Here is a 22,320-nt window from a genome sequence, read left to right on the forward strand (position 1 = left end):
GAAAAGAAGGTCAGCCCCTACGATAATGATAACGAATATTACAGGCTGACCGGAAAAGAAGGTCAGCCCCTACGATAATGATGACGAATATTACAGGCTGACCAGAAAATGAAGGTCAGCCCCTACGATAATGATAACGAACATTACAGGCTGACCGGAAAAGAAGGTCAGCCCCTACGGGTAAGAGGATTCACGGTGGTACTGTAGGGGTCGACCCTTTTTTCCGGTCGACCCGTGCCGAAATGTATACCTGCCGTTATCACGCGCCGTCGGTTTTTTTCGCCCGCTTCGCGCGGGTGGCAGCCCCGATTTTACGGGTCTTATCCGACGGTTTGCGTGGTTTTTTCTCTTTCGCGGCGGCTGGCGCTGCGTCGTCAGCGGCTTTCGCCGGGCGGAAGGCACTGTCCGGCTCAAAGTTGGCGCCTTTGCGCGGCGCACGGCGGCGGCTGCCGCTGTTCTTCGGCGCGGCACGTTTTTCACGTTCGCGTTCGGTTTTACCTTCACCACGTGGCTTACGGCTGCTTGAAATCAACGCGAAGTCGATCTTACGCTCGTCCATATGCACCGCTTCAACGCGGACTTCTACCGTATCGCCCAGGCGATAGGTGCGGCCGCCGGATTCACCAATCAGACGCTGACCGATGGCATCAAAGCGGTAGTAGTCATTGTCGAGAGTGGAGACATGCACCAGCCCATCGATAAACAGATCCGTCAGACGCACAAAGAAACCAAATCCGGTGACGCTGGAGATCACACCGGTAAAGGTTTCGCCTACCTGATCCTGCATAAAGTCACACTTCAGCCAGTCGGCGACATCGCGGGTGGCTTCGTCCGCACGACGCTCCGTCAGGGAGCAGTGCTGCCCGAGTTGCAGCATTTGCGGCATCTCGTAGTGGTAACCTCCGGTCGGCGTGGTGTTGCCCTGCAACGTCCCTGCCTCTTTCGCCAGCAGGTACTTAATGGCACGGTGCAGCAACAGGTCCGGGTAACGACGGATCGGTGAGGTGAAGTGCGCGTAGGACGCCAGCGCCAGGCCGAAGTGACCGCGGTTTTCCGGGTCGTAAACCGCCTGTTTCATCGAACGCAGCAGCATGGTTTGCAGCATTTCGTGATCCTGACGACCGGCAATCTGGCTCAGCAGCGCGGAATAATCCACCGGCTGCGGCTTATCACCACCCGGCAGCGTCAGGCCCAGCTCATTCAGCACCGAGCGGAAGCTCTTAATGCTTTCATCGCCAGGGCGATCATGGTCACGGAACAGCGCTGGCTCGTTATTTTTCTCAACGTAACGCGCCGAAGCGATGTTCGCGAGGATCATGCACTCTTCAATCAGCTTGTGCGCGTCGTTACGGGAAACCTGCTCCACGCGTTCGATACGGCGATCGGCGTTGAAGATGAATTTCGCTTCGTCGGTTTCGAACGAGATACCGCCGCGCTGTTCGCGCGATTTTTCCAGCGCCAGATACATGCGGTGCAGCTCTTCAAGGTCTTTCACCAGCGGCTCATACTGCTGACGCAGTTCCTGATGCCCCTGCAGAATGTTCCACACCTTGTTATAGGTCAGACGCGCGAAGGAGTTCATCACCGCTTCGTAATGCTTATAGCCTGTCAGCTTACCGGTAGAGGAGATGGTCATCTCGCACACCATACACAGACGGTCAACTTCCGGGTTCAGTGAACACAGGCCGTTAGACAGCACTTCCGGCAGCATCGGGATCACCTGGGACGGGAAGTAAACCGAAGTACCCCGGTTTACCGCTTCGTCGTCCAGCGGCGTACCGGGGCGAACGTAATAGCTTACGTCGGCAATGGCTACCCACAGGCGCCAGCCGCCGCCGCGTTTACGCTCACAGAATACGGCATCATCGAAGTCGCGGGCGTCTTCGCCGTCGATTGTCACCAGCGGCAGGTCGCGCAGATCAACGCGGCCCTGTTTGGCCTCTTCCGGCACTTCTTCGCTCAGATGGGCTATCTGTTTTTCCAGCGCTTCCGGCCACTCGTGCGGAATATCATGAGTGCGCAGCGCCATATCCACGGCCATGCTGGTGCCCATGTTATCGCCCAGCACTTCGACAACTTTACCGACGGCTTTGCTGCGGCGGGTCGGACGCTGAGTCAGCTCCACCACCACCACAAAGCCCATGCGCGCACCCATCAGCTCTTCAGCCGGGATCAGGATGTCAAAGCTCAGGCGGCTGTCATCCGGCACCACAAAGCCCACGCCGGAGTCGGTGAAGTAGCGACCAACAATCTGGGCATTGCGCGGTTCTACCACGCGCACGACGCGTGCTTCGCGGCGGCCTTTACGGTCGGCACCCATCGCCTGCGCGAGGATCATGTCCCCGTGCATGCACATTTTCATCTGTTCAGCAGAGAGATAAAGATCGTCTTTGCTGCCTTCGATGCGCAGGAAACCAAAGCCATCGCGATGGCCAATGACTTTACCTTTCAGCAGGTCCAGACGCTCCGGCAGCGCGTAGCACTGGCGGCGGGTAAAGACTAACTGCCCGTCACGCTCCATGGCGCGCAGGCGGCGACGCAGCGCTTCGATCTGCTCTTCACCGCTGATGTCTAATTCTTCTGCCAGCTCTTCACGGCTGGCCGGTTTTTCACGTTTATCCAGGTGCGCCAGAATGAACTCGCGGCTTGGAATAGGGTTTTCGTACTTTTCAGCTTCTCGTTCCTGAAAGGGATCGTGTGACATCGAGGTTCCTCCGTTGTCAGCTGCTCAGTGAAGGTCGTTCACTCAGCAAAATTTGGTAGAGCGGATTGTTGTCTTCAACCAGATCGGCCAGGGTGTATTGGTCAAGCTCGCGCAGAAAACTCTGAACGGCATCGTGCAGCACTTGTTTCAGGCGGCAGGCTGAGGTGATGTGACAAAAGTCACTGTGGCAGTTCACCAGCTGCAGTGGCTCCAGCGTGCGCACCACCTGACCAATCACAATGTCTCTGGCGGGTCTGCCCAGACGGATACCGCCATTTTTGCCGCGTACAGCAGCAATGTATCCGGCACGACTAAGGTGATTGATAATTTTGACCATATGATTACGTGACACGCCATACGTGTCGGTAACCTCACTGATGCTGGTCATCTTACCTGCGGGTAACGCAGCAAGATAGATGAGCGCACGTAAGCCGTAATCGGTAAAGCTGGTTAGCTGCACGGTAACCTCAGAGATACAACCGCAGTTGAAGTTGTGATCCACTCAAAAAATTGTATGGTTAACAATGATAATAAACCAGCCGGGGCTAGCCGGGCCATTTTATTTAAGGTGAGGGCTGCAGAAGGGAACGGCAGGAAACCGGGACTGATTAAGAACTGGCCGGGCAATGCCCGGCCTGAAACGGAATTATGCGTCAAACGGGTCGCGCAGAATCATGGTTTCACTACGGTCCGGGCCGGTAGAGATAATATCAATCGGTACTCCGGTAACGTCTTCAACGCGCTTGATGTAATCACGCGCTGCCTGCGGCAGGCCATCCAGTGTTTTCACACCAAAGGTGGTCTCAGACCAGCCTGGCATGGTTTCATAGATTGGCTCAATGCCTTCCCAGCCTTCTGCTGCCAGCGGGGTGGTGGTGACTTCGCGGCCATCTGGCATACGGTATGCCACACAAATTTTCACTTCTTTCAGGCCATCCAGCACGTCCAGTTTGGTCATGCAGAAGCCAGAGAGGGAGTTGATCTGTACGGCACGACGCACGGCAACCGCATCCAGCCAGCCGGTACGACGACGGCGGCCAGTAGTGGCACCGAACTCGTTACCCTGCTTACACAGGAATTCACCGGTTTCGTCAAACAGTTCAGTCGGGAACGGGCCCGCACCCACGCGAGTGGAGTAAGCCTTCACGATGCCCAGCACGTAATCAACGTAGCGCGGGCCAATACCTGAACCGGTAGCAACGCCACCAGCGGTGGTGTTAGACGAGGTGACATACGGATAAGTCCCGTGGTCGATATCCAGCAGGGTGCCCTGTGCGCCTTCGAACATAATCAGGTCGCCACGCTTGCGCGCGCCGTCCAGCAGTTCAGACACATCCACTACCATACCGGTCAGGATGTCGGCAACCGCCAGCGTATCCGCCAGCACTTTTTCGTAATCAACGGCTTCAACTTTGTAGTAGTTCACCAGCTGGAAGTTATGGAATTCCATCACTTCTTTCAGCTTCGCGGCGAAGGTTTCTTTGTTGAACAGATCGCCAACGCGCAGACCACGACGGGCGACTTTATCTTCATAAGCCGGGCCGATACCACGACCGGTGGTGCCGATAGCTTTTGCGCCACGCGCTTTTTCGCGGGCCACGTCCAGCGCCACGTGATACTCAAGGATCAGTGGGCAGGCTTCAGAAATGAACAGACGTTCGCGTACCGGGAAGCCGCGCTCTTCCAGACCTTTCATCTCTTTCATCAGCGCAGCAGGAGAGAGCACAACACCGTTGCCGATGATGCTGGTGACGTTCTCACGCAGGATGCCAGATGGAATTAAGTGGAGGACGGTTTTCTCACCGTTGATGACTAGCGTATGGCCAGCGTTATGGCCTCCCTGGTAGCGCACTACGTATTTAGCGCGTTCTGTCAGGAGGTCAACTATCTTACCTTTACCTTCGTCACCCCATTGGGTGCCCAGTACGACGACGTTCTTACCCATTTTTCAAAATCACCGATTGCTTAAAAAAGGATTCTACCATCGTCATTTCCCTCTTTCAGCAGTTTTAGCATACGATTGCGTACTTTTTTACCACTCAGTGCTCTGTGCGGGCGGGATCGCCCCGTCCTGGCCTAGCCGCCGTTGCCACGGCTCAGCATGTAGTAAATCACCGCCCCCGCGACAACCAGGCCGCCCCCCACGCGCCGCAGCAGGCCATCGGGCATCTCCGCCATCGCAAGAATCATCCGCCGCCAGAGGCGCGGATAGAGCATCGGGCCTAAGCCTTCAAATACCAGCACTAACCCCAGCGCCATCCACACAGTTACATTCATGTTGTTCACTCACCGTCTTTGCCATCAAAAGAAACACAAAAAAAGGGCCGGAAGATCCGGCCCTTTTATTTTTATAGCAGTTTATTAGCGCGTAGTGGTAGACGGACTTTTCATAAAGCGGAAGAAGTCGCTATCCGGGCTCAGCACCATCACATCCTGATTGCTCTTGAAGCTGTTCTCGTAGGCCCGCAGGCTACGGATGAACGCATAGAAATCCGGATCCTGGCTGAATGCGTTAGCAAACAGTTTCGCCACTTCCGCATCGCCTTCACCCTGAGTAATCAGCGCCTGACGGCGGGCTTCAGCCAGCGTACGTTCAACTTCGTAATCAGCCTGTGCTCTGACTTTTGCCGCTTCTTCTGCACCCTGAGCACGCTGGCTACGGGCGACAGATTCACGCTCGGCGCGCATACGTGCGTAGATCGCATCAGAGACTTCGGTTGGCAGGTTGATCTGCTTGATCCGCACATCAACCACCTGGATACCCAACGCCGCCATACTGTTCGGGTTGATCGCCGGTTCGTTGCTGTTGGTCTCGCGTTCAACGCGCTTGGCTACCGATGCAATGGCATCGTCTGCCGCAGGGGTGGCGACTTCATCATCCGCACCTGCACTACCGGTGTTCAGAGCATCACGCACGTCGGTAGTCAGACGACCACGCGAGTCAGTCACGATGTCTTTCACATCCAGGCGACCAATTTCAGAACGCAGACGGTCACTGAACTTACGTTTCAGCAGCACTTCAGCCTGAGAAATATCACCGCCGCCGGTGGCGAGGTAATAACGGCTGAAGTCGCTGACGCGCCATTTGATGTAGGAGTCAACGATCAGGTCTTTCTTCTCTTTGGTTACAAAGCGATCGGCCTGGTTGTCCATGGTCTGGATACGCGCATCAAGCGACTTTACGGATTCCAGGAACGGGATCTTAAAGTGCAGGCCTGGCGCATACACCAGCGGTTTATTATCAGAATCGCGCAGAACTTTACCAAAGCGCATCACAATGCCACGCTGGCCTTCCTGCACTACAAACAGTGACGCGTACAGCACCACCAGCACAACAATCAATACAACGATTAATGGCTTACGCATCGCTTACTCTCTCCCTTCGCGCTGGGTATCGGTACGCTGAGCATTCACCCGGCGCTGATCCATGATGTCGTCCGGGCTGAACGACGTATTACCGCTGGCGCGTTCGTTACTGCCTGACGCCGGTGGCATACGCAGCAGTCCGCCGCTTCTGTCCTGGCTGTTGGCAGAAGCCCCCTGGCCACGCATTAGCTGATCCAGTGGCAATACCATCAGGTTGCTGCCTTTATCATTCACCAGAACCTTGCGGGTATGACCCAGCACGCGTTCCATGGTTTCGATATACAGACGTTCACGAGTGATCTGCGGTGCCGCTTTGTATTCTGGCAGAATACGCGCAAAGCTATCCACTTCACCCTGTGCTTCCAGCGTTACGCGGGACTTATACGCACGGGCCTGTTCCAGGATCCCCTGCGCATCACCACGCGCACGCGGCAGTTTATCGTTCGCATAGGCTTCGGCTTCACGCACCGCCTGCTCACGGTTCTCACGAGCCGCAATCGCATCATCGAAGGAGGCTTTCACATCTTCCGGTGGGCGTGCCGTCTGGAAGTTGACGTCCAGCAGGGTGATACCCATATCGTATGGACGAATCGTTTCTTCCAGCTCGCGCTGAGTTTCGCTACGCACTACGGTACGGCCTTCGGTCAGGATACGGTCCATGGTCGAACGGCCGATAACGCCACGCAGCGCACTGTCGGTCGCCTGACGCAGGCTGTCGTCAGCACTGGTCACGGCAAACAGATAGCGCTCCGGATTCGTGACGCGATACTGCACGTTCATCTCAACGCGCACCACGTTCTCATCCGAGGTCAGCATGGTGCCAGAAGCAGACAGTTCACGCACCGCCTCCACGTTCACCGCACGTACCTGATCAACAAACGTCGGTTTCCAGTTCAGACCTGGCTCAACCAGATGACTGAATTTCCCGAAGCGTGTCACCACGCCGCGTTCGGCCTCTTTGATGGTGTAGAAGCCACTGGCTGCCCAGATCACCACCGCAGCCACGGCCACGATGCCCACCAGACGTCCGGCATTGCCCGGCTTGCGCTGACCAGTGCCATTGCCATTGCCGGCTCCGTCACCGCCGCTTTTCTTACCACCGCCCAGGCCACCGAGCTTATTGCTCAGCTTACGGAAGATATCATCTAAATCAGGAGGCCCCTTATCGCGCCCTCCTTTATTTCCCCCAGAGTTGCCGCCTTGGTTATTGCTGCTTCCCCACGGGTCGCGGTCCTGTCCGTTATTCCCGGGCTGATTCCACGCCATGTTTATACTCCATTAATTGTGTGTGCGGTGGTATCCCAGGCCGGGATACGCGTGTCAGGCAACTATGTAATCGAGCAGCGAGGGTTCCTGTTTACACAGGCGACGCCAGTCAACGATCGGCATTCGCACATGTAACCCTACGCTACCGTCGTCTTCATTCCACTCTTTCTCTATCGCCTGCAATTGGTAAAAGCGGCTGCGAAGCCGCCCTGCTGCTGCTGGCAGACGCAAATCATACTGCGCGATCTCACCGGCCAGGCGCTCGGTCAGCGCCTGGAACAGCAGCGGAACCCCTTCACCCGTCTGAGCAGAAAGCCAGACGCGGATCGGCAGATTCTCTTCGTCACGATCGATACGCGGAACGAAGTCGTCCAGCATATCGATTTTATTCATCACCAGCAGGCTGGGGATAGCATCGGACTCAATCTCTTCTAAGACGATGTTGACCGCGTTGATGTTTTCATCAATACGCGCATCGGCGGCATCAATCACGTGCAGCAGCAGCGCCGCTTCACGGGTTTCCTGCAGCGTGGCTTTAAACGCCGCCACCAGGTCATGGGGCAGATGGCGAATAAAGCCTACGGTATCGGCCAGCACCACTTCGCCCACGTCAACCACATCGACACGTCGCAGGGTCGGGTCCAGCGTGGCGAACAGCTGATCCGCCACATAGACCTCTGAGGTCGTCAGACGGTTAAACAGCGTAGACTTGCCGGCGTTGGTGTAGCCCACCAGCGATACGGTAGGAACATCGGCCTTGTTACGGGCCTGCCTGCCCTGTTCGCGCTGTTTCGATACACGCTCCAGCCGCGAGAGGATCAGGGTAATACGGTTGCGCAGTAAGCGGCGGTCGGTTTCCAGCTGGGTTTCACCCGGACCACGCAGACCAATCCCCCCTTTCTGGCGCTCAAGGTGCGTCCATCCGCGCACCAGACGCGTGGCAAGGTGGCGCAGCTGCGCCAGCTCTACCTGTAATTTACCTTCATGGGTACGGGCGCGTTGGGCGAAGATATCCAGGATCAGTCCGGTGCGGTCAATGACACGGCACTCGCACAGCGCTTCAAGATTGCGCTCCTGTGCCGGACTCAGGGCGTGGTCGAACAGCACCACGGAGGCACCGCTCTCTTTTACCGCTTCGGCTATTTCAACAGCTTTTCCTTCACCGACAAAATATTTGGGGTGAGGCGACTTGCGGCTGCCAGTAACAACACGCAGCGCTTCTACGCCAGCAGAAGACACCAGAGTTTCAAACTCCTGTAAATCTTCTGTATCTCTGTCTTGCGAGAAATAGATGTGCACCAGTACGGCCTGCTCACCGGCATCATAACGGTCAAACAAACTTAAAACCTCTCAATACTTTGTTAAACCTGCTGCGCGTTGGCCATACTGCGTCAAAACCAGATTCGATATGCTCATTCAGCTCGCTGAAGGGCGTTTTTAGTCTGGTTCTCTTCATGCTTTAAGCGCAGACAGGGAAACCAGACGATAGAATTCATGCCAGGGTCGGACAATGCCAGGACGGGGAACCAGGATGAAGGACTCCCCGTCTTGGAGGGACAGCCACGCTACTTATTCAGCGTCATCGCTGTCTTGCTGAGGCTGAGAAGATGCCCCCTGGTTACTGTTGTTACTATGATGATAGTTGCTGCTACCGCTACCACCCGCATTGCTGCTGTGGTGTGAAACCGGACGGGACGGAACAACAGTAGAGATCGCGTGCTTATACACCATCTGGCTAACTGTGTTCTTCAAAAGAATAACAAATTGATCAAACGACTCGATCTGGCCCTGAAGTTTGATGCCATTTACCAAATAAATCGAAACCGGAACACGTTCGCGACGCAGTGCGTTCAAGAACGGATCTTGCAATGATTGCCCCTTAGCCATTCTATCTTTTCCTTATATGCTTGTTGTTTGTAACTTAAGAACCCTGCGGTTCGAAATACGACATAAAAATTTGCGCAAGATAACGCACCAATTGTACACAATCACCCAGGCTTCGCACTAAGAACCTGTAACACTCGGGCTAAGGCAGCATCAGGCTGTTCGCTGTCAAGCCAGTGAACTTCCTTCCAGCCACGTAACCATGTCATCTGGCGTTTAGCCAACTGCCGGGTTGCGCAAATTCCCCGATAAACCATGTCATCGTAATCAATTTCACCGGATAAAAATGACCACATCTGGCGATAACCGACACAACGAATGGAAGGCAAGTCCGTATGCAAATCACCTCGTGCAAAGAGCGCCCGAGCCTCCGCTTCAAACCCTGACGCCAGCATCTGGTGAAACCGCAATTCAATACGCTGATGGATCAGTTCGCGGCTCGCAGGTGCGATAGCAAACTGGGCAACATCATACGGTAGCGGATCGCCAGACATTTTCGTCAGTTCCGTTAAAGTTTTACCCGAAATAAAAAAAACTTCCAGTGCTCGCGAGAGTCTCTGGGGATCATTCGGATGAATACGACGTCCAGCAACGGGATCTACGTCACATAACTGGCGGTGAAGTGCTTCCCAGCCCTCTTCACGCGCCATCTGCTCTATACGCTGACGTACTTCTGGATCGGCCGAGGGCAACGGCGATAATCCTTCCAGTAACGCCTTGTAATAAAGCATGGTGCCACCAACAAGCAACGGAATATTCCCTCTCTGGGTAATTTCCGCCATTTCAGCCAGTGCATCGCGGCGAAATTCTGCGGCCGAATAGGCCTCAGAGGGGTCGCGAATGTCCAGCAAACGATGGGGTGCAAGACGCCTTTCTTCTGCGGAGGGTTTGGCGGTGCCAATATCCATCCCGCGGTAGATCAGCGCTGAATCAACACTAATCAGCTCTACCGGTAGCGCCTGACGTAATGCAATCGCCAGGGCGGTTTTACCGGAGGCCGTCGGCCCCATCAAAAATATTGCCTTAGGCAGGCCAGCCGTGGATTGTTCACTCATGCTTCAGGGCGTTCATCGCCGTTTCAATATCGATGTATTGCAATAATCCAGAAGGTGGCGATTTCACTAACTGCGGGCAAAGTCGTTCGACTTCTGCCAGCAAGGTAATCGCCTGCGAGTGATTCCAGTGCTGATGTTCAGAAACCGACTGGCGCGCTAACCACTGCGCCGTCTGGCTGGCTGAAACATCCTGCTGCCGGGCCAGATACCCTAACATTTCTGGAATCAAGTTTTGTAAATTTTGTTGGCGTAATGGTAAAGGCACGGCGCGTAACATCACATGATGGGCGTCAAACAGCAGGTCAATTCCCATCTGGCTTAATAAGGCCGCATGACGATCGCCGACTTCACGCTCAGTTTTTTCCAGTTTCAACCGGACCGGAATCAACAGCGGCTGAGGTTTCAGCCCTTCGCTACCGGGTTCCAGCTGCGCCTGTTTCAGCCAGCGTTCCGCCACTGCAAGGGCAATCAGGGCCACCCCCGAACTGCCGTCAACCAGCGCATACTGCTGCTGCACCACCGTCAGCACGCGGCCAAAACTGTGGACATGCCCGCTCAGCGGCGCCGGTTTTTCTTCTGTCGCGGCAGATACCGCAGGGGATGCTGACGCTTCACGCAGCGCCGGGGCCGGGGTGTTCAGCAGTTGCTGATAGACCGCACCCTCACGTTTCTGATACTGGGGTTCCTGACGCTGCCAGCTGTGACCACCGCCGCCTGCACTGCCCGCCGAGGGCGTGCGCGCTGCGGGAGGCGGGCTCGGTTCGGCGAAATGATTTCCCCCTGCCGCCTGGCGGTTTTCCGGCTGCCAGCGTTCGGCAGGCTCAGGCGACATGCCGGGCAGCGTTTCGGCTCCGCTTTCCTGCAGGACGCTGACCACGCCCTGGTAAATAAAGTCATGCACCAGCCGCGACTGATGAAAGCGCACCTCGTGTTTCGCCGGATGCACATTCACGTCCACCTGGTGTGGATCGATTTCCAGATACAGCACATAGGCTGGCTGGTGCTGGTCGCCCAGCTTGTCCTGATAGGCCTGACGGATGGCGTGATTGATTAAGCGGTCACGCATCATGCGGCCGTTCACATAACAATACTGCAGTTCTGTCAGCGCTTTGGACCCCACCGGGTCAGCCACCCAGCCACGTAAACTCAGTTCGCCATGCTGCCACTCAATCGCCAGCGCATGCGTCATAAAGGCCGTTCCGCAGATGGCGGCCACGCGGCGCTCACGTTGAGTAATATCACTGACGCCGCGATACTGGCGTACCAGCTTGCCGTTATGGCTGAGGGAGATAGCCACGTCAAAACGCGCCAGCGCGATGCGCCGGATCACTTCATCAATATGGGTAAATTCGGTTTTTTCGGTGCGCATAAACTTACGGCGTGCCGGGGTGTTGTAGAACAGATCCAGCACCTCCAGCGTGGTGCCAACCGGGTGCGCTGCCGGTTTGACACTGACCGTCTGATCGCGCCCCTCGGCATACGCCTGCCAGGCTTCGCTCTGGGCTTCGGTGCGCGAGGTGAGGATCAGACGCGATACCGAACTGATGCTGGCCAGCGCCTCGCCGCGAAAGCCAAGGCTGATAATCGCTTCCAGATCGTCAAGCGTGGTGATTTTACTGGTCGCATGGCGGGCCAGCGCCATCGCCAGTTCGTCTTTACCGATCCCGCAGCCGTTATCACGAATGCGGATCAGCTTAGCGCCACCCTTTTCGATGTCGATTTCAATGCGCGTCGCGCCCGCATCCAGACTATTTTCCACCAGCTCTTTCACCACCGAAGCCGGGCGCTCGACAACCTCTCCGGCAGCAATCTGGTTAGCGAGCTGTGGCGGTAATACCTGAATGGGCATGGTTTATCCTTGAGTACGGTATGGCACGGGCCGATCGGATATTTATCGGGGCGACCGCAAAAATGGTCGCCCCTTACATTATCCGTCCAGGATTATGACGCCGGGATTTTTAATGTCTGGCCCAGCATCACATTCTGCGACTTCATCTTATTTGCCTGCTGGATCGCTTGCGGGCTGACGCCGTATTTAGCGGCAATGGCCGTCAGTGAGTCACCACGAACCACTTTATGTCGCGCTGGCTGGCGGCTTTTGACCGCAGGGGCGGAGGCCGTTTTACTGCCAGCGGGCACTTTGAGACGTTGCCCCACCCACACGACATCTTTTTTCAACGTGTTCATTGAGCGCAGCGTCGCCATGCTGACACCGTAGCTGGCGGCAATACCGGAAAGCGTCTCACCGCGTTTCACCACGTGACGCTGGGTCGCACCGGTATATTCTGTGCTGGCGGGCGCCGGGTTAGCCTGGACTTCAACCGCCGTTGCGGCCTGCAACGGTCGGTTTTCCTCCTTTGGGATCGATTGCAGCGGGTGCGCCAGGAAGTAGTTGCGCAGGCCTTTATAAATCGACTCGGCAATCTTCTGCTGGTAAGCGCTACTGCCAAGCAGTCGCTCCTCCGAAGGGTTACTGATAAAGCCGGTTTCCACCAGCAGGGAAGGAATATCCGGCGAGCGCAGTACGCCCAGGCTGGCATGTTCCGGCCGGCGCTTATGCAACGCCCCCACGCGCTGCAACTGCGCAATCACTTTAACAGCAACATCATAACCCACGCGCTGCGAGTGCCCGAACTGCAGGTCCAGCACCGCCTGGCTCAGGTAAGGATCCGCCTGGCTGTTAGCCAGCAGATCGCCGGCACCGCCCAGCAGTTCGGACTGCTTCTCATGCTGCTCCAGCCAGCCGGCCATTTCACTGTTGGCGCGGCGATTTGACAGCACCCACACGGATGCACCGGAAGCGCTGCGGTTAGGGGCCGCATCGGCGTGAATCGACACCAGCAGATTCGCGTTCTGCTTACGCGCCACATCTGAGCGCCCCATCACAGAGATAAAATAGTCACCGTCACGCGTCATCACGCCTTTAAACATCGGGTCGGCATTGAGTAACGCTTTCAGTTTACGTGCGATGGCGATGGTCACATTTTTCTCTTTCAGACCGCCGCCGCCAATCGCGCCCGGATCCTGACCACCGTGGCCGGCATCAATCGCCACGATCACCGTATCATTGCTGCTTGTGCTACGTGGCCGCGCCACCTGATTACCACTGCTGACCGAGGTCACCGGGTTAGCGTCAAACGGACTTTTTGGCGGCGTGCTGGTCTGGCGGGAAGGGGTCACGCTGCTCACCGCCGCATTTCGCGCAGGGGCAGGCTGCGTACCGGTAATGGTAAACACCACATTGTAGCTGCTGCCGTTGCGCTGGGTGACCGCTCTGGTCTTTCCGCGCTGCGTCAGCTCAAACACCAGCCGGATGCTCTGGCTGTCCTTTGCGGTGCTGGAGCGAATACGTTTGACAATATTCTCGCCGCTGAAAGTCAGCGGCAGCCCCTGAACGATACCGCTCTGGCGGATATCCAGCACCACCCGATCCGGATTATGCAGAGGAAAAAAGGCGTAAACCGGCTGCCCGGCAAAGCTCAGCGTGACCTGCGCTTCATTGTTGCCGTTGGAGACTTTGATATCGGATAAATTCGCCGCCAGTGAACTGAATGAGCAGCAGAACAGGGCCAGCAGGCACCAGCTTTTAAATCGCAACATCATGCGCCACCCTGTTCAGCCGTCATGCGTTGCAGCATCGTTTCACCCTCAGGTGAGCAGGCGCGGAGCTGGGCTTCACGCGCGTGTCCCTGATAAGTGAGATGAAGTTCCAGGTCAGGCTCTGGCAGTACGCCTGCTCCCTGCTGCGGCCACTCGACCAGGCACAGACTGTCCGGGCCGAAGTAATCACGAATCCCCATAAACTCCAGCTCTTCCGGGTCAGACAAACGATACAGATCAAAATGATACACCCGGCGATCCGGAAGCACATAAGGCTCTACCAGCGTATAGGTCGGGCTTTTCACATTGCCCTGATGGCCAAGTGCCTGCAAAAATCCGCGGCTGAAGGTGGTTTTACCGGCACCCAGGTCGCCATACAGATACAGGGTTGCCGCGCCATCACAGGCGCGGGCCAGCCGGGCACCCAATGCGAGGGTTGCTGCCTCATCGGGCAACGCAATTACACAGGTCATCATTCTTTTGTATTCGAGATCTCAGGATTGACAAACAGATACAGCTCGGAGAACAGATCGGTGGCTAACATCCCGCGCGTACCGCGACGTTGTGCCACTGCGTCAGCCGCCGCGCCGTGCACTACGCATCCTGCGCAGGCAGCATCGTACAGCGGGAGCTGCTGCCCTGCCAGGCTGCCGATGATACCAGATAACACATCTCCCATTCCGCCGCTGGCCATACCCGCGTTGCCGACATCGGCTATCGCCAGTTCACCGTGCTCGCTGGCGATCAGCGTTCCGGCACCTTTCAGCACCACGACGCCACCATAACGCTTTGCCAGACGGCGCACAGCCAGTAAGCGGTCACTCTCAATATCACTGACTTTACTATTCAGCAGCCTCGCGGCTTCGCCGGGATGCGGCGTAATGATTCGATTTTGACGTTTATCGGGACTGATTGCCAGCAGGTTAAGCGCATCGGCGTCCCAAAGCATCGTTTTCTGAGAGTTTTCTACCTTTTTCAAAGCCTTCTTACCCCAGGCCCCCTGACCCAGACCGGGCCCAATCACAATCACATCGGCCCACTCCAGCCCGTCCTCCAGCGCCTGCGACGTGAGTTCCTGCACCATCAGCTCAGGGCGCGCAGTCAGCAGCGGACCAACGTTCTCAATGTGAGTAAGCACTCGCACTAATCCAGAACCAGTTCTTAACGCCGCCTCGGCAGTCATGCGAACCGCCCCCGCAGTACCGTGGTCGCCACCGATCACCAGCACACGGCCATGATCGCCCTTGTGCGAGGTGGGTCGCCGTGGTGTCAGCCACGTCGCCAGGTGGCTGGCATCGTAGCGCGCAACGGGCGCGGTCTGGCCCTGTAGCCACGCATCGAGATTCAGGCTGTGATAATGCAACTGCCCGACACGATCGCGCGCCTTGCCGGTCAGCAGACCGGGTTTCAGTGCAATAAACGTCAGCGTATGCGTGGCATTGATCGCTTCACCGGGGACAGTGCCGTTAGCGGCCACTAACCCGGAGGGAATATCCACGGCAAATACCGGGGCGGGATGGCGATTAGCCTGTGCAATCAGCACATCATAAGGAGCGCCGGGAGCACGATTCAGCCCGGTGCCAAGCAGCGCGTCAACAATGACCTCCACGGATGCAGGCCACGGGGCCGCCGCATCGTGGATCACACCGCCCGCCGCCAGCCAGTTATCCCGCGCCTGACGCGCTTCTTCAGGCAGCGCTTTATCCCCCTCCACGGCAATCAGCGTCACCGTCAGACCGGCAGACTGCGCCAGACGCGCCACGACAAACCCGTCACCGCCGTTATTGCCCTGGCCGCACAATATCAGCCAGTGCTGCGCCTGCGGCCAGCGCTGCCGCAACAGACTGAAGGCGGCTTCACCGGCGCGCTGCATTAATTCAAACAGAGTGATGCCCAGACTGTCTGCCCCTTCACGCTCCAGTTCGGCTATCGCCTCCACAGGCCAGACAGAATAGGGTAAACTGGTGCAGTCTTCTTGCTGGTTCAGGTTATTCATGTCGCATCCTCTCGATTTCCATCAACTCGCCCTGGATATTAAACAGTGGGGGCTGGCGCTCGGCTTTCAGCAGGTCGGCATCTGTGATACCGACTTAACGCTGGAAGAGCCCCGGCTTCAGGCCTGGCTGGATAAACAATATCACGGTGAGATGGACTGGATGGCGCGTCACGGCATGATGCGCGCCCGTCCCCATGAACTGCTACCCGGTACGCTGCGGGTGATCAGCGTGCGGATGAATTATCTGCCCGCCAAAGCCGCCTTCGCCAGCACGCTGAAAAATCCCCGCCTGGGGTATGTCAGCCGCTATGCCCTGGGCCGCGATTACCACAAAGTATTACGCAATCGCCTGAAAAAGCTCGGCGATATGATCCGTGAGCGCTGTAGCGACGCCCAGTTCAGGCCGTTTGTCGATTCCGCTCCGCTGCTGGAACGTCCGCTGGCGGCGAAAGCCGGGCTGGGCTGGACGGGTAAACATTCGCTGATCCTCAACCGTGAAGCCGGCTCCTGGTTCTTCCTCGGCGAACTGCTGATCGATCTGCCGCTGCCGGTAGACCAGCCGGTAGAAGAGAACTGCGGCCGCTGCGTAGCCTGTATCACCACCTGCCCGACCGGTGCCATTGTCGAGCCTTATACCGTTGATGCCCGCCGCTGCATCTCCTATCTCACCATCGAATTAGAAGGCGCGATCCCGGAAGAGTTTCGCCCGTTAATTGGCAACCGCATTTATGGCTGCGACGACTGTCAGCTGATCTGCCCGTGGAACCGTTACGGCCAGCTCACCGATGAAGATGATTTCAGTCCGCGCGCCGTTTTACACGCTCCGCCACTGACGGAACTGTTTGCCTGGGATGAAGCGAAATTTTTACGAATCACCGAAGGGTCAGCGATCAGACGCATTGGTCATCTGCGCTGGCTGCGCAATATTGCGGTGGCACTGGGCAATGCCCCGTGGGATGAAAAGCACCTTGCGGCGCTGGCAGCACGACGGGGTGAAAACAGTATGCTGGACGAACATATCGACTGGGCGATCGCCTGTCAGCTGGCGCGCCGGGATGAAAATCGCATTGAGGTTCAGAGCAGCCAGCAGAAACGCCTGGTGCGCGTGATTGAAAAGGGATTACCGCGTGATGCTTAATTGAACAGTATGGAGAATATTACCCACGCGAAATCTTTTCCACATGCTGTGAATAAAAATAAAAAGTCGTTGTCATTCAAGCGTCACAGAAACCACAAGTGATCCAGATAACAATTTGAAATATTCACAATAGCCATAAAAACAATAAGTTATACGCCATATGGAAATACTGGCTTTTTTTTGGCATGAGAAGATCAACAACATAAGCTGTGGATAAGTCTGTTTAAAACATTTTTGGCATGGGGAAAAACAGGGCGACACACGGCGCTTATCGCTGTGGATAATTTTGAAGACAATTGAGAAAGATTTTTATTTGGAGCGGGAAACGAGACTCGAACTCGCGACCCCGACCTTGGCAAGGTCGTGCTCTACCAACTGAGCTATTCCCGCTTAGGAGTAATGCTGAATTACTGTGCTAAAAATCGTATAACTACTTGATTGTTTTAGCTTTTACCTCTTCCTTCCGGAGGAGAGGTCGCTATTATGGACCTGTTTCCTGGCGCTGGCAAGGCTTGCACGAAAAAAATTTAATGCGGATCGCAGCTTGTGCCATCCGCGTACAAAAAACACGCTATCAGGCCACCCTGTCAGGAGTGATTCAGCGCCTGCCAGCGCTGATAGACGCTAATAGCATGGCTACTTTTGCGTTGTACCATCGGCAGGCGACGCTGCTCAATCGGCTTGCTGTACTCGGCGTAGAAGGTATCGAGTTCGAAGTATTTACGGTCATCCTGGTAAAACGGGGCGTACTCTTCACGCGTAGTGATGTAAATCACCTGTTTAGGGCTGCAATAGTAGAGCGACCCCAGGCACATCGGGCAGGGGCTGGCCAGAATGTAAATCTCACAGTCAGTCAGGTTTTCTGTCCCCAGACGCGTACAGGCCTCGCGGATCGCCAGAATCTCCGCGTGTGCCGTTGGATCGCTGGTCTGAGCCACCTTGTTGGCACTTTCGGCAATGACTTCGCCATTACGTACAATCACCGTAGCAAAAGGCCTGCCGCCCTCTTCCACGTTTTTCATCGCCAAATCGATAGTCCGCTGAACAAAATCCATCATCATCACCTGTCCGGTTAGGGTTAATGCGCATAAGGCTAAAACCGTGAAGGTATAATGTAAAAGACCCATTTATAATTGAAGCTATAAGCTCTCATTATAGGAAGACCCATGCTGTTACGACATATTCACTATTTCCTGGCCGTCGCGCAGCACCGCAGCTTTACCCGCGCGGCGAATGCCCTGCACGTCTCGCAGCCGGCACTGTCACAGCAGGTCAAACAGTTAGAAGAAACGCTTGGCAGCCCGCTGTTTGACCGCAGCGGGCGTGATATACGCCTGACCGACGCCGGAGAAGTGTATGCCCACTACGCAAAACAGGCGCTGCGCGACCTGGCCGAGGGGCAACGTGCGCTGCATGACGTCGGCAATGTTATGCGCGGCACCCTGCGCATCGCCATCACCCCCACCTTCACCCACTATCTGATGGGGCCGTTAATCGCGTCATTTCACCAGCGTTACCCCACCATCGCGCTGGAGATCCGCGAAATGCCGCAGGAACAGATGGAACAGGATCTCATGGATGACCGGCTGGATCTCGGCATCGGGTTTGACGCCCCCGGCCTGGCGGGCATGGCATATCAGCCCCTGTTTAGCGAAACGCTGGCGCTGGTTGTCGCCGGTCATCACCCTCTGGCCAGGCAGCACAGCATCACGCTGGCGGCGCTGGGCCAGGAGAAACTGGTACTGCTGACGGCGGAATTCACCACCCGCGATCAGATTGACCGCTGCTTTCGCCAGAACAGCCTGCATCCGCAGGTGCTGATGCAGGCGAACTCACTGAGTGCGGTGATTGAAATCATCCGGCGAACCGGGCTGGCCACGCTGCTCCCGGCCATGACCACGCACGGGCACGAGGACCTGGTGGCGATTGCGCTCGATCCTCCGCTGCTGACCAGAACGGCAATACTGTTACAGCGCAAAGGGGGATATCAGACGGCGGCGGCACGGGCATTCTCAGCGCTGGCGCAGGATCAGGGGCGGGACTTTTCATAAAATGCAGGCATAAAAAAAGAGCCTTTCGGCTCTTTTTCTACTGGCTCACAGAGAGGTCACCCTTTCTGCAAACTAAATTTTGGAGCGGGAAACGAGACTCGAACTCGCGACCCCGACCTTGGCAAGGTCGTGCTCTACCAACTGAGCTATTCCCGCTTGGGTGGTGCTTGATACTGCTTAAAAAATTGGAGCGGGAAACGAGACTCGAACTCGCGACCCCGACCTTGGCAAGGTCGTGCTCTACCAACTGAGCTATTCCCGCTCTGGGTAACGATGAAAATTCTTCACCGGTACGGGGTGCGCATTATACGAGAATTCTTTCCTCCCGCAACCCTGTCCCCAGGAAAATTTTCTCTTTTTGTTCCGAATGCCGATTAAACCAGCAAAATGCCGGTTTAATCGGCATTTTTAGCCGAAAAACAGGTCTGCGGTCTTTTTTTCGCCAGCCGCAAAGACTTACAGTTGAATGAAATGTTCGCGGTAATACGCCAGCTCGGCCACGGACTCACGGATATCATCCAGTGCCTGATGCGTTCCCTGCTTTTTAAAGCCGGGCAGAATCTCTGGCTTCCAGCGGCGAGCCAGCTCTTTCAGCGTGCTGACGTCCAGGTAACGATAGTGGAAGTAGGCTTCCAGCTCCGGCATATATTTGAACAGGAACCGACGATCCTGGCCGATGCTGTTACCGCAAATAGGGGAACTGTTAGCAGGCACCCACTCTTTGAGGAAGGCAATGGTTGCCTGAACGGCGGCATCTTCATCAAACTGGCTGGCTTTCACGCGCTCCACCAGGCCACTGTTAGTGTGCGTGCGCACATTCCACTCATCCATCAGCGCCAGCTGCGCGTCGGACTGATGAACAGCCATGACCGGCCCTTCGGCAAGAATATTCAGATCGGCATCTGTTACAAGCGTCGCGATCTCAATGATACGGTCCTGCTCCGGGTCCAGCCCGGTCATCTCAAGGTCAATCCAAATCAGGTTGTTAGCATTGGCAGTCATAGTGCATCTCGCGTTGGCCGAAGCGGCATAGTATCGAATTAAAGTGTATGATAGACGTTTTGCCCTGCCAGGGCGAAATATGCAAAACCAGTGTGAGGAACAGTGACTAAAAACAAACTATCCAAAGGTCAGCAACGTCGCGTGAGTGCCAACCACGATCGTCGCCTGAAACAACGTGCTGATAAACCTGAGCCAGATGACAATCTGTTCGGTGAAGTACGTGATGGCGTGGTGATCAGCCGTTTTGGTATGCATGCCGATGTGGAAGATGCGGATGGTTCTGTTCACCGCTGTAACATCCGCCGTACCATCCGTTCACTGGTCACCGGAGATCGCGTGCGCTGGCGGCCAGGCGTGGAAGGCGGTGCAACCGTTAAAGGCATCGTCGAAGCGGTGCATGAACGCACCTCGGTACTGACGCGCCCTGACTTTTATGACGGTGTAAAACCGATTGCGGCCAATATTGATCAGATTGTCGTGGTGTCGGCCATTCTTCCTGAACTGTCGCTGAACATCATTGACCGTTACCTGGTCGCCTGCGAAACGCTGGGCGTTGAGCCACTGCTGGTCCTGAACAAAACGGACCTGCTGGATGATGCAGGCCGCGCCTTCGTTAATGAGCAGATGGATATCTACCGCCGTATTGGCTACAAGGTGCTGATGGTCTCCAGCCACCGCAAAGAGGGTCTGGCCGAGCTGGAAGAAGCCCTGACCGGCCGCATCAGCATTTTTGCCGGGCAGTCGGGGGTGGGAAAATCCAGCCTGCTCAATGCCCTGCTCGGTCTGGAACTGAGCAGCGCGGAGATCCTCACTAACGACGTCTCTGACAACTCAGGTCTCGGTCAGCACACCACCACCGCCTCCCGCCTGTATCACTTCCCACACGGCGGCGATGTTATCGACTCCCCCGGTGTTCGTGAATTTGGATTATGGCACCTGGAGCCGGAACAAATCACTCAGGGATTTGTCGAATTTCGTGACTACTTAGGGGGATGCAAGTTCCGCGACTGCAAACACGACAACGATCCCGGCTGCGCCATTCGTGAAGCCGTGGAAAAAGGTGAGATCGACGAGTCACGCTTCGTGAACTACCACCTGATTCTGGACACCATGTCAGAAGTGCAGGCCAAGACCCGTCGCTTCAGCAGCGACAAAGACTGATAAAACTGGCCCGATTTGCAGCCAAAGGGCCATAAAAACCGCGCCGCAGCTAGGCAATAGCCTAAACCTGCAGGCGCTGGTACAATCCGCCCCTTTTATAATGTTGATACCCTGAATATTTCATTTTGCAGCCTGGCGAAAACGCCAGTGCAACCTGAACCCGGCAGGGAATTTCTGATGGAGCCAGGAGGCTAACGTGTTAGATCGTATTAAACTCGGCCTGAATAATATACTGCCTAAAAAAGCCCTGACTGAACTGGCCGGCTGGGGTGCCAGCAAGCGCGGTGGCTGGCTGACCAAAGCGGTGATTGACGCTTTTGTCTGGTACTACAAGGTGGACATGAAAGAGGCGCAGAAGCCTGACACTGCCAGCTATCGTACCTTTAATGATTTCTTCGTGCGCCCGCTGCGTGACGAAGCCCGCCCTATTGAGACGGACCCGAACCTGCTGGTGCTGCCTGCCGATGGCGCGATCAGCCAGTTAGGTCATATTGAAGGCGAGCAGATTTTCCAGGCTAAAGGCCACACCTATTCGCTGGAAGCGCTGCTGGCAGGCAATGCAGCCATGACCGACATGTTCCGTGACGGCGAGTTTGTGACCACTTACCTCGCGCCGCGTGACTACCATCGCGTGCATATGCCATGCAACGGCATCCTGCGTGAGATGATCTATGTGCCGGGCGATCTGTACTCGGTGAACCCGCTGACCGCGCAGAACATTCCTAACCTGTTTGCCCGTAATGAGCGCGTCATCTGCCTGTTCGATACTGAATTTGGCCCGATGGCACAGATTCTGGTGGGTGCGACCATTGTTGGCAGCATTGAAACCGTCTGGTCAGGCACGGTAACCCCTCCTCGTGAAGGCGTGATCAAACGCTGGAGCTGGCCGGGTGCTGATGCCGAAGGCGCAGTGGTCCTGCTGAAGGGCCAGGAAATGGGCCGCTTTAAGCTGGGTTCGACCGTGATCAACCTGTTTGCCCCTGGCAAAGTGAAGCTGGCTGAAAGTCTGGCAGCTGAAAGTAAAACCCGTCTTGGCGCTACGCTGGCCATCGCACTGCAAAAAGACAGTGCGGAAGACGTCCTCCACCATCCATAGC

The 22,320-nt window shown here is 56.1% G+C and carries 19 protein-coding genes and 3 tRNA genes; 4 read left to right on the forward strand and 18 right to left on the reverse strand.

Annotated features, from left to right (window positions below):
* Positions 1-259: 259 nt before the first annotated feature.
* The 13 genes from rnr to nnr form a co-directional block, all read right to left on the reverse strand.
* Positions 260-2,704, reverse strand: coding sequence for a ribonuclease R (gene rnr, locus ABEH87_RS12095; RefSeq protein ID WP_346576613.1), 2,445 nt, complete (start codon positions 2,702-2,704; stop codon positions 260-262).
* Positions 2,705-2,720: 16 nt separating this feature from the next.
* Positions 2,721-3,164, reverse strand: a complete 444-nt coding sequence (gene nsrR / locus ABEH87_RS12100) for a nitric oxide-sensing transcriptional repressor NsrR (RefSeq protein WP_346576614.1) — start codon at positions 3,162-3,164, stop codon at positions 2,721-2,723.
* A 186-nt stretch (positions 3,165-3,350) separates the two neighbouring features.
* Positions 3,351-4,649: an adenylosuccinate synthase gene (locus ABEH87_RS12105; RefSeq protein ID WP_346576615.1), complete on the reverse strand. Its 1,299-nt coding sequence runs from the start codon at positions 4,647-4,649 to the stop codon at positions 3,351-3,353.
* Positions 4,650-4,780: 131 nt separating this feature from the next.
* Entirely contained in the window at positions 4,781-4,981 is a 201-nt protein-coding gene (locus ABEH87_RS12110; RefSeq protein WP_346576617.1) for a DUF2065 domain-containing protein, read from the reverse strand.
* Between the two features lie 84 nt (positions 4,982-5,065).
* Entirely contained in the window at positions 5,066-6,070 is a 1,005-nt protein-coding gene (hflC, locus tag ABEH87_RS12115; protein ID WP_346576618.1) for a protease modulator HflC, read from the reverse strand.
* 3 nt (positions 6,071-6,073) lie between these two features.
* A complete protein-coding gene (hflK, locus tag ABEH87_RS12120; protein WP_346576619.1) occupies positions 6,074-7,336 on the reverse strand; it encodes an FtsH protease activity modulator HflK in 1,263 nt (420 codons plus the stop codon).
* A 54-nt stretch (positions 7,337-7,390) separates the two neighbouring features.
* Positions 7,391-8,674 (reverse strand): ribosome rescue GTPase HflX, encoded by a 1,284-nt coding sequence (gene hflX / locus ABEH87_RS12125; RefSeq protein WP_346576620.1) that lies wholly within the window; start codon positions 8,672-8,674, stop codon positions 7,391-7,393.
* A 231-nt stretch (positions 8,675-8,905) separates the two neighbouring features.
* Positions 8,906-9,223, reverse strand: a complete 318-nt coding sequence (gene hfq / locus ABEH87_RS12130; protein ID WP_346576621.1) for an RNA chaperone Hfq — start codon at positions 9,221-9,223, stop codon at positions 8,906-8,908.
* Between the two features lie 101 nt (positions 9,224-9,324).
* A complete protein-coding gene (miaA, locus tag ABEH87_RS12135; protein WP_346576622.1) occupies positions 9,325-10,275 on the reverse strand; it encodes a tRNA (adenosine(37)-N6)-dimethylallyltransferase MiaA in 951 nt (316 codons plus the stop codon).
* A complete protein-coding gene (gene mutL / locus ABEH87_RS12140; protein WP_346576623.1) occupies positions 10,268-12,124 on the reverse strand; it encodes a DNA mismatch repair endonuclease MutL in 1,857 nt (618 codons plus the stop codon). The genes miaA and mutL overlap by 8 nt, the downstream gene beginning before the upstream one ends.
* A 92-nt stretch (positions 12,125-12,216) precedes the next feature.
* Positions 12,217-13,875, reverse strand: coding sequence for an N-acetylmuramoyl-L-alanine amidase AmiB (gene amiB / locus ABEH87_RS12145; RefSeq protein ID WP_346576701.1), 1,659 nt, complete (start codon positions 13,873-13,875; stop codon positions 12,217-12,219).
* Entirely contained in the window at positions 13,875-14,351 is a 477-nt protein-coding gene (gene tsaE, locus ABEH87_RS12150) for a tRNA (adenosine(37)-N6)-threonylcarbamoyltransferase complex ATPase subunit type 1 TsaE (RefSeq protein WP_346576624.1), read from the reverse strand. Before tsaE ends, amiB begins: the two co-directional genes overlap by 1 nt.
* Entirely contained in the window at positions 14,348-15,871 is a 1,524-nt protein-coding gene (gene nnr, locus ABEH87_RS12155) for a bifunctional ADP-dependent NAD(P)H-hydrate dehydratase/NAD(P)H-hydrate epimerase (RefSeq protein WP_346576625.1), read from the reverse strand. Before nnr ends, tsaE begins: the two co-directional genes overlap by 4 nt.
* Here nnr and queG point away from each other — a divergent pair.
* Entirely contained in the window at positions 15,870-17,009 is a 1,140-nt protein-coding gene (queG, locus tag ABEH87_RS12160; RefSeq protein WP_346576626.1) for a tRNA epoxyqueuosine(34) reductase QueG, read from the forward strand. The genes nnr and queG overlap by 2 nt on opposite strands.
* 314 nt (positions 17,010-17,323) lie before the next feature.
* Here the strand turns inward: queG and ABEH87_RS12165 are convergent.
* Both ABEH87_RS12165 and ABEH87_RS12170 read right to left on the reverse strand, forming a co-directional pair.
* Positions 17,324-17,399: transfer RNA gene (locus tag ABEH87_RS12165), tRNA-Gly, on the reverse strand.
* A gap of 197 nt (positions 17,400-17,596) precedes the next feature.
* Positions 17,597-18,070 (reverse strand): nucleoside deaminase, encoded by a 474-nt coding sequence (locus tag ABEH87_RS12170; RefSeq protein ID WP_346576627.1) that lies wholly within the window; start codon positions 18,068-18,070, stop codon positions 17,597-17,599.
* Positions 18,071-18,175: 105 nt separating this feature from the next.
* Here ABEH87_RS12170 and cynR point away from each other — a divergent pair, with 105 nt between their 5' ends.
* Positions 18,176-19,060, forward strand: coding sequence for a transcriptional regulator CynR (cynR, locus tag ABEH87_RS12175; protein WP_346576628.1), 885 nt, complete (start codon positions 18,176-18,178; stop codon positions 19,058-19,060).
* 80 nt (positions 19,061-19,140) lie between these two features.
* Here the strand turns inward: cynR and ABEH87_RS12180 are convergent.
* The 3 genes from ABEH87_RS12180 to orn all read right to left on the reverse strand — a co-directional run bounded on the left by ABEH87_RS12180 (position 19,141) and on the right by orn (position 20,062).
* A tRNA-Gly gene (locus ABEH87_RS12180) sits at positions 19,141-19,216 on the reverse strand.
* Between the two features lie 30 nt (positions 19,217-19,246).
* A tRNA-Gly gene (locus tag ABEH87_RS12185) sits at positions 19,247-19,322 on the reverse strand.
* A 194-nt stretch (positions 19,323-19,516) separates the two neighbouring features.
* Positions 19,517-20,062, reverse strand: coding sequence for an oligoribonuclease (gene orn / locus ABEH87_RS12190; protein ID WP_346576629.1), 546 nt, complete (start codon positions 20,060-20,062; stop codon positions 19,517-19,519).
* Between the two features lie 102 nt (positions 20,063-20,164).
* Between orn and rsgA the strand changes: the two genes are divergently transcribed.
* Positions 20,165-21,223 carry a small ribosomal subunit biogenesis GTPase RsgA gene (rsgA, locus tag ABEH87_RS12195; protein WP_346576630.1) on the forward strand — a complete coding sequence of 353 codons (1,059 nt, stop codon included), beginning with the start codon at positions 20,165-20,167 and terminating at the stop codon, positions 21,221-21,223.
* Between the two features lie 196 nt (positions 21,224-21,419).
* A complete protein-coding gene (gene asd, locus ABEH87_RS12200; RefSeq protein WP_346576631.1) occupies positions 21,420-22,319 on the forward strand; it encodes an archaetidylserine decarboxylase in 900 nt (299 codons plus the stop codon).
* Position 22,320: the final 1 nt, after the last annotated feature.

Origin of the sequence: Erwinia sp. Eh17-17 (assembly GCF_039675725.1) — a bacterium.
GTDB lineage: Bacteria > Pseudomonadota > Gammaproteobacteria > Enterobacterales > Enterobacteriaceae > Erwinia.

What these genes read in the sequence shown, in the direction of transcription:
- cynR (WP_346576628.1), top strand. Translation starts at nt 18,176, where the DNA reads ATGCTGTTACGACATATTCACTATTTCCTGGCCGTCGCGCAGCACCGC.
- queG (WP_346576626.1), top strand. Translation starts at nt 15,870, where the DNA reads ATGTCGCATCCTCTCGATTTCCATCAACTCGCCCTGGATATTAAACAG.
- amiB (WP_346576701.1), bottom strand. Translation starts at nt 13,875, where the DNA reads ATGTTGCGATTTAAAAGCTGGTGCCTGCTGGCCCTGTTCTGCTGCTCA.
- ABEH87_RS12105 (WP_346576615.1), bottom strand. Translation starts at nt 4,649, where the DNA reads ATGGGTAAGAACGTCGTCGTACTGGGCACCCAATGGGGTGACGAAGGT.
- mutL (WP_346576623.1), bottom strand. Translation starts at nt 12,124, where the DNA reads ATGCCCATTCAGGTATTACCGCCACAGCTCGCTAACCAGATTGCTGCC.
- miaA (WP_346576622.1), bottom strand. Translation starts at nt 10,275, where the DNA reads ATGAGTGAACAATCCACGGCTGGCCTGCCTAAGGCAATATTTTTGATG.
- tsaE (WP_346576624.1), bottom strand. Translation starts at nt 14,351, where the DNA reads ATGATGACCTGTGTAATTGCGTTGCCCGATGAGGCAGCAACCCTCGCA.
- orn (WP_346576629.1), bottom strand. Translation starts at nt 20,062, where the DNA reads ATGACTGCCAATGCTAACAACCTGATTTGGATTGACCTTGAGATGACC.
- hfq (WP_346576621.1), bottom strand. Translation starts at nt 9,223, where the DNA reads ATGGCTAAGGGGCAATCATTGCAAGATCCGTTCTTGAACGCACTGCGT.
- hflC (WP_346576618.1), bottom strand. Translation starts at nt 6,070, where the DNA reads ATGCGTAAGCCATTAATCGTTGTATTGATTGTTGTGCTGGTGGTGCTG.
- ABEH87_RS12110 (WP_346576617.1), bottom strand. Translation starts at nt 4,981, where the DNA reads ATGAATGTAACTGTGTGGATGGCGCTGGGGTTAGTGCTGGTATTTGAA.
- ABEH87_RS12170 (WP_346576627.1), bottom strand. Translation starts at nt 18,070, where the DNA reads ATGATGATGGATTTTGTTCAGCGGACTATCGATTTGGCGATGAAAAAC.
- rnr (WP_346576613.1), bottom strand. Translation starts at nt 2,704, where the DNA reads ATGTCACACGATCCCTTTCAGGAACGAGAAGCTGAAAAGTACGAAAAC.
- nnr (WP_346576625.1), bottom strand. Translation starts at nt 15,871, where the DNA reads ATGAATAACCTGAACCAGCAAGAAGACTGCACCAGTTTACCCTATTCT.
- hflK (WP_346576619.1), bottom strand. Translation starts at nt 7,336, where the DNA reads ATGGCGTGGAATCAGCCCGGGAATAACGGACAGGACCGCGACCCGTGG.